The sequence below is a fragment of the Halomonas sp. AOP27-A1-41 genome (assembly GCF_052378605.1).
GTDB lineage: Bacteria > Pseudomonadota > Gammaproteobacteria > Pseudomonadales > Halomonadaceae > Vreelandella > Vreelandella citrativorans.
The window spans coordinates 91,529-98,606 of sequence record NZ_JBQSXT010000014.1; the positions used below are offsets into that span (position 1 = coordinate 91,529).

At 53.4% G+C, this 7,078-nt stretch carries 8 protein-coding genes; 4 read left to right on the forward strand and 4 right to left on the reverse strand.

The genetic code is table 11. The annotated features are described in order from the left end of the window. Positions 1-21 precede the first annotated feature (21 nt). Positions 22-552 (reverse strand): gluconokinase, encoded by a 531-nt coding sequence (locus tag ACT3TC_RS11010; protein ID WP_444640105.1) that lies wholly within the window; start codon positions 550-552, stop codon positions 22-24. Between the two features lie 353 nt (positions 553-905). On the opposite strand from ACT3TC_RS11010, the gene ACT3TC_RS11015 reads away from it, so the two are divergent. Further along, complete coding sequence (locus ACT3TC_RS11015; RefSeq protein WP_444622710.1) at positions 906-1,331, forward strand: organic hydroperoxide resistance protein; 426 nt, start codon at positions 906-908, stop codon at positions 1,329-1,331. A gap of 21 nt (positions 1,332-1,352) precedes the next feature. Here ACT3TC_RS11015 and ACT3TC_RS11020 read toward each other — a convergent pair whose 3' ends face one another. Continuing rightward, positions 1,353-2,048: an aspartate/glutamate racemase family protein gene (locus tag ACT3TC_RS11020; protein ID WP_444640106.1), complete on the reverse strand. Its 696-nt coding sequence runs from the start codon at positions 2,046-2,048 to the stop codon at positions 1,353-1,355. A gap of 158 nt (positions 2,049-2,206) precedes the next feature. Between ACT3TC_RS11020 and yghU the strand changes: the two genes are divergently transcribed. Then, on the forward strand, positions 2,207-3,067 hold the full coding sequence (gene yghU, locus ACT3TC_RS11025; protein WP_442353002.1) for a glutathione-dependent disulfide-bond oxidoreductase: 861 nt from the start codon (positions 2,207-2,209) through the stop codon (positions 3,065-3,067). Positions 3,068-3,260: 193 nt separating this feature from the next. On the opposite strand, the gene ACT3TC_RS11030 is transcribed toward yghU, so the two are convergent. Next, positions 3,261-3,677, reverse strand: a complete 417-nt coding sequence (locus ACT3TC_RS11030; RefSeq protein ID WP_444640107.1) for a hypothetical protein — start codon at positions 3,675-3,677, stop codon at positions 3,261-3,263. 429 nt (positions 3,678-4,106) lie between these two features. Between ACT3TC_RS11030 and ACT3TC_RS11035 the strand changes: the two genes are divergently transcribed. Then, positions 4,107-5,759, forward strand: coding sequence for a sodium:solute symporter family protein (locus ACT3TC_RS11035; protein WP_444640108.1), 1,653 nt, complete (start codon positions 4,107-4,109; stop codon positions 5,757-5,759). 116 nt (positions 5,760-5,875) lie between these two features. Continuing rightward, positions 5,876-6,007, forward strand: coding sequence for a putative transporter small subunit (locus ACT3TC_RS11040; RefSeq protein ID WP_216657919.1), 132 nt, complete (start codon positions 5,876-5,878; stop codon positions 6,005-6,007). A 198-nt stretch (positions 6,008-6,205) separates the two neighbouring features. Here the strand turns inward: ACT3TC_RS11040 and ACT3TC_RS11045 are convergent, their stop codons facing one another. Beyond that, positions 6,206-6,895 (reverse strand): DUF899 domain-containing protein, encoded by a 690-nt coding sequence (locus ACT3TC_RS11045; protein ID WP_444640109.1) that lies wholly within the window; start codon positions 6,893-6,895, stop codon positions 6,206-6,208. Positions 6,896-7,078: the final 183 nt, after the last annotated feature.

Consider the following 7,078-nt stretch of genomic DNA (forward strand, 5'->3'; position numbering starts at 1 on the left):
ATACTGCCTCTATAACAACAATTAGCTGGATGGCGAAGGTAGCCGCGCATCGAGTGTGCCAGTAAATCGGCTCACAATCTCCTCTGGAGAGAGCGCAATGGACAGGCTAACGGCCTCATCATCACCCGGCGGTTGTAAATCAGCAAGCTGGCTGGCCAGCATGTTATCTCCTTTAAAGAAGTGCCCTTCCCTGGTGGCTAGGCGCTCGCGTAATAGCTCCGCGCTCCCTTCCAGGTACAGAATTTGCAGTGCTGAATCGCCCTTGCGCAAACAGTCCCGATAACGCCGCTTTAAGCCCGAACACGCAATCACAGCGGTTTCATCTCGAGCCTGGTAGTGGGCAAACAGTGACGACAGCTTCTCAAGCCACTCCTGACGATCATCATCATTAAGCGGCGTCCCGCCCGCCATTTTGGCTACGTTAGCAGGCGGGTGATAATCGTCACCGTCGATAAACGTGGCATTCATGGCGGCTGCCAGCTGCTGGCCAATGTGGGATTTTCCGCAGCCGGAGGCACCCATCACCAAAATACGATAAGAAGTAGGGCTCATTAGATAATTTCTCCGAAAAGGGCTGATTTACGAGGGCACAAAACCATCGCTGTCAGGGTGCCTGGCAGGTAGCGGATTGACTGGATATCTACAGCTTGAATACCAGCTGTTACCGGTAACAATCGCTTGAAGATTAAAAGACCCAACACAGACGTGTCAAAGCAAAACCGCCCTTCTACAACCAACGTCTAGCGCTAGCAAGCGAACGTATGGCACGCTACATTAACCCATTGCATCAAGTAGGGAGCCGACATGCCCGCGTTAGAACCTTGTAGGCTAGAGCCGTGCAGTGAGCTGGAACTTGATCATCATTAAAAGACGTCCCTATTACTCGTCCCAAAAAGGAAACTGCTATGTCTATCGAAAAAATTGCTTACCGCGCCCATGCCCACGCGACCGGTGGTCGTGAAGGCAGCGCCAAGTCGTCTGACGGCGCGCTGGACGTCAAACTCAGCACCCCCAAGGAGCTGGGCGGAGCAGGCGGTGAGGGTACCAACCCGGAACAGCTGTTTGCGGCGGGTTACTCTGCTTGCTTTTTAGGCGCTCTAAAACATGTTGCCAGCCAGGAAAAAGTAACGCTTCCCCAGGATACCGCCATTGAAGGCAGTGTAGGGATTGGTGCCATTCCTACCGGTTTTGGTATCGAAGTCGAGCTAACAATCAGCCTTCCCGGCATTGACAAGAGCATCGCTCAGGATCTGGTCGACAAGGCCCATATCGTATGCCCTTACTCCAACGCTACCCGTGGCAATATCGACGTTACCCTAACGCTTGCTTAACGTTTTAGCGTTAATCACCCGTTAGTTATTAAGCGCACGCTCCACTGCTCCGCTTGCATGCAGGGCAGTGGTATCGTAAAGCGGCACAGCGGTATGTGCTTGCTCTACCAGTAAGGCAATTTCTGTACAGCCTAGAATGACCGCCTGAGCGCCCTGTTGATGCAGGCTGGCGATCACCTTCAGATAGTGCTCACGGGAGTCATCGTTGATCTTCCCTTGGCATAGCTCATCGAAAATAATGCGATGAACCGTCTCGCGTTGCTCCTCCTCTGGCACCACGACCTCAATGCCAAATGCGTCCCGCAAACGCGCCTTGTAGAAATCCTGTTCCATCGTAAAGCGCGTACCCAACAAGCCAACACGCGTTATACCGTCCTTTCGCAGCTGCTCAGCGGTCGCATCAGCGATGTGTAACAGCGGGATGCTGATAGCGTGCTCAATCGCGGGTGCCACTTTATGCATGGTATTGGTGGCCAGCAGTAAAAAGTCAGCGCCGGCCCGCTCAATATTGTGCGCCGCCTCAGCAAGGATTTTTCCAGCGGTTTCCCAATCGCCCTGTTTTTGCAGCGCCTCTATCTCAGCAAAATCGACACTCACCATGGCAATTTTGGCCGAGTGGAGACCGCCCAGCGCGCGCTTTACGCCCTCGTTCAAGGCGCGATAATAGCTTTGCGTGGACTCCCAGCTCATTCCGCCCAACACCCCAATGGTTTGCATGATTGCCTCCCTGGTGACTTATCCGTCATTTTATTATACGGCTAATTATTCTCGCCCCTTGTACCTGCGTTTTACTACCCTCATAGAGTACCTATTGCGTTTGAATTGATTATTTTTACCACCGGGCGCTGCCCGCGACACGACACAGCGAGGCCATGATGAGCGATACGTCTTACACCCCACCGCGCGTTTGGAAATGGGAACCGGGCAATGGCGGTAAATTCGCCAACATTAACCGCCCTATCGCGGGGCCTACTCACGATAAAGCGCTGCCCGTTGGTAAACACCCGCTTCAGCTCTACTCATTGGCCACCCCCAATGGCGTTAAAGTGACCATCATGCTTGAGGAGCTATTAGCAAAAGGCATCGAAGCCGCTGAGTATGACGCTTACTTGATCCAAATCGGTGAAGGCGACCAGTTCGGCAGCGGATTTGTAGACGTTAATCCCAACTCCAAAATCCCGGCGTTGATGGACCACAGCACTAACCCGCCTCAGCGCGTTTTTGAGTCAGGCGCTATTCTTCTCTACTTGGCTGAAAAATTCTCCGCCTTCCTACCAACCGACCCAGCCAAGCGTACCGAGTGCCTTTCCTGGTTATTCTGGCAGATGGGCAGCGGCCCGATACTCGGCGGTGGCTTTGGTCACTTCTACGCTTACGCGCCTGAAAAGTACCAGTACCCTATCGACCGTTACACGATGGAAATAAAGCGCCAGCTCGATGTACTTGACCGCCATTTGGCCAATAACCGCTACATGGCCGGTGATGAGTACACTATTGCGGATATGGCGATTTACCCCTGGTATGGCGCCCTGGTGAAAAACCGCGTTTACGAAGCGGCTGAGTTTTTGGAAGCGCACACGTATACACATGTGCTCCGCTGGGCAGAAGAACTTGATGCACGCCCCGCCGTACAGCGTGGCCGTATGGTTAACCGCACATTTGGCGAGCCCAGCGAACAGCTGCATGAACGCCACGATGCCAGCGACTTTGAGCATAAAACCCAGGATAAGCTATAGCGCATAAGGGTTAGCCAAGCAGCTAGCCACGGCATAAAAAACGGCCCACGGGCCGTTTTTTATATGCGCTCACAAGCTAGTAATAGCAAATCGCTCTCTTCCAGAAAAGGGTGGGTGGCACGAACCAAAGCCTCCCAAACCTCTAGAAGCGCAGAATAGTCAGCGCGAGTGGCGTTATTTATCGTCACTTGAGTCATGGGTTAAGGACCTCAATCCACCAGGCAGGATGCATAGCATCAAAATCTGTGCGGATATTAGTGGGCAGATAGCTGGCGGAATCCAGCACCACAGGCTGACCATTGATGCGCTGAAATACCACCCAGTGCCAAAAGTGTTTGCCCTCTTTTTGATGGGGTGTAATCGCCAGCAGCGCCAGCGCCGGTAGCGCCTGCCATGTGGTAAACGGCGTTTCATCCGGCGAGGTAGCCACACCCGCTTGGGCCAGCATCTGGCGCACATACTGGGTATCAGACCACAGCGATTCATCATCTGCGGCAATGCCCACCGCATTCGCAATGGCCTTCATCTCTGGGTAGGTTTTACCCAGAATAGTCGCTACAGAAGCAATCCCGCAGCCGGTCGGTTCTTCCTGAATAACGGGATTTAGCATCTTCCTCCGGTGTTTTCTCGACACCTCGCGTTAATTAGCGGCCCGTCCCAAGCCTTCTGTTTTTAGTGAGCCAACCTGGGGCGGATATGTTCGCGCCTCACTTCATCTAGCACATGGCGGCGCGGGCGTCAACCTGTACTGTTCGAGCGTAAAGGCGTAAGGTACCTCTTCGGTTCGACCTTGCCACCGCTTTATTGCGTTCGCTATTACGCATCATGGCAAGCGTTGACCTGGCCCCCCTATTTAGGGCTTAAGGTGTTTTCAGCACCTGACGCTTGCACGGCCAGACTGCCAATCGCAGTCTTATCTCGCTACAGACATACCTGGAAAGATGTTCTGTTTTTTTGCTCACGTCCTGTGGCGACCTTTCCGACAACGGAACGCTGGTTGCTATTTAGGATGCTGGGCTGCAAAACCTATGGGTATTCCATGTACAACGAAAATTTCTATCAATTCTCGACCCTGACGGTCCTCGCTTTACTGGTGTTCTTTTACGGCGGCACTTATCTGCTGACCCTACTGATCAAGGAGAAAAAGGAAAATACCGACGCCTTCATGGTGTCTAACCATCAGATCGGCTTTGGCCTCGGCGCCGCCAGCATGACCGCCACTTGGATCTGGGCTGCCTCCTTTTACGCCGCTGCAACCTCGGGTTATACCTATGGCATCTCAGGCCCCCTGCATTACGGGTTGTGGGGCGCGTTGATGATCCTGTTCATCTACCCCTTTGGCCGTCGCTTTCGCAAGCTGGCGCCCAATGCGCACACTCTGGGTGAGCTGATCCACGCCCGGCATGGCGCCTCCAGCCAGTTGATTCTTGCCTCTTCCAACATACTCGGCAGTATCATCAGCCTGATGGTCAACTTTACGGCGTCCGGCGCACTGGTCTCAGTGCTCTCACCCCTCTCCTTTCAAGCCGGGGTGGTGATCGCAGGCGTTGGGGTGCTGTCTTACACGCTATGGTCGGGGTTCCGCGCTTCGGTCCTTACTGACTTTGCCCAACTGATGGCGATGATGGCCATCGCCATTCTAATCATCCCCGCAGTGATGTTCGCAATCGGCGGGCCGGAAACGCTATCGAACGGCATGAGTCTGCTCACACCAGAACAGGCAAGTCTGTTCTCGGTGGATGCCATCCTCAATCAGGGCGCCCCTTTCTTTGTAGCGGTGCTGGCCTACGCGATTGGTAACCAGACTATCTCCCAACGCCTGTTCGCCGTACGTGAAGACCATATCAAACCGACCTTTATCACCGCGACCATTGGCTACGGTGCGATTGTTATCGGCTTGGGCATGATTGGCTTGATGGCGCTGATGACCGGCATGGAGCCCATGAATGGCGACATGAACAACCTGATCCCGCAGATGGTCTCGATGTACCTCTCGCCGGTATTTATTGGACTGTTCTTTATTCTGGTGATCGGCTCGCTCTCCTCAACCGCTGACTCAGACCTTTCTGCCATGTCGGCGATTGTCATGGCCGATATCTATGGCAAGAACATTGCGAAAAACAAGCCCGACCCGACCAGGATGCTGTTTATTGGCAGGTTGACCATGATTGTGGCGACGCTGATTGGGGTGATTCTCGCCAGCTTCTCCATGGACATTCTTATCATGCTGATTTTCGTTGGCGCACTCTGGGGCGCAATTGTCTTCCCGGTGATCGCCAGCTGTTTCTGGAGCCGGGTCACCAACACGGCGTTTACCTCGGCGGTAATCGCAGGCCTGGTGATGTTCTGCATCGCACGATTTGAACTGCTGCCTATGGTCGGCCTAACCGCAGGGCTATTTGAGTTGCTGGCCTCCGTAGGCGGAGGTGTAGTGCTTGGCCTGATGGCCTTTGGATTCTGCGGTCGCCGTGCCGGTTTGATTGTCGGCGCACTCAGCACTCTTGTTTTGGCCTACTTCTGTGTTGGCTTCCTGCGGGACTACACGGTGCTAATGGCCTCATTAATGGCCTACGGCGTCAGCACGATTGTGTGCATCAGTGTCAGCCTGATGAGCACCAGCAAGTTCGACTTCGCGCAGATTAATCAGGACGTCATCAACTATGACCCGGCTAAGCCTGCTACTCGGGCCTAAGCGCTCTGTGATAAGGGCTGGCTGATAAGGGCTGGGCAATAAGCCCTGTGTAAGACGTTGAAATCACTTCATCCGCTGGTGCGCCATAGCGCACCAGCCAAACATTAGGAAAGCACATGCAAACTTTTATATTGGCGTTATATGTATTGATCTGGCCGCTAATCTCACTCTCCGTACTGGGCGTCATCGGCCTGGCCACACTAAAAGACATTCTTGCGGCGCGGCGTGATAAGCGGGGACTGGTGTAACGTAGTAATTAATCGCTGAATAGTGGCAATGCAAACAGGCAAGGAAGCAGGAGTGGCAAAGGATTGCCGTGAGGTGGCTTTTTAGCGCCGATACGTCAAATGCGTCATCACTCAACCCACGTCAGGAAAGTTTTCAAGAATAACGTCTATGACCTCCCTGAGTGTATGCCTTTTTTTCACCCCCAGTTCAGACGAGTCTTATACGTCATACTCGTCGTGGCGACGATTCCAGCCATACGGCTCAGTTTGTGGCCAGCCTTCTGGAGAATCTTCCCAGGTTTCCTGACGGCCAAACGGGGTCAAGTCTAAATAGGTCCAGAGACTGCCAAGATATTCGACGCCTCGCGCCCCTGTAAAATAGCTGCGATATATGGCGTTGCCATCACGAATAAATACACTGACGCCGTGTCTCTCACCTTCCGCAGTCGTTACGCCAATATCATGGTTAAAGTCGCTCTCATAAGACGAGTACCATGGAATAGGATAAGCCCATCCCATACGGGACCTATACTGATTAAGTTTTTCCAAGGGGGCGCGTGACACCATCACTAGCGAGGTATCGCGAGCATGCAGATGAGCCGGGTGAGTCATGGCATCAGCGACCCACGAGCACCCTTCACAGCCCGCTTTCCAGTCAGGTGCGTACATAAAATGATACACAATGAGTTGGCGGCGCCCTTCAAACAGATCGAGCAGAGACACCGGGCCGTTTTCGCCCTGAAACGTATAATGCTTAGCCACCTTCACTACAGGTAATTTCCTACGCTCAGCACTCAGTGCGTCACGCGCGCGGGTTAGCGCTTTCTCTTTTACGAGAAACTGATCCAGCGCTAATTTCCACTCTTCTAAAGATACGACACTCGGCAATGGTTGTTTAGTTGTAGTCATGGTTTTTCTCTCCGGTGTGTTCCGTCGATCCGCCCCAACACTGATAAACTTCGCCGAAGTGCTAGCGTACGGGATGCTGATCACTCACGCTGCCAAGCGCCGATTGTAGGCATCAAGGCATTTATGCCACGCTGGCCGGTCGTGACAGCGCGTTAAATAGGAAGTCACATTAGGAAACTCATC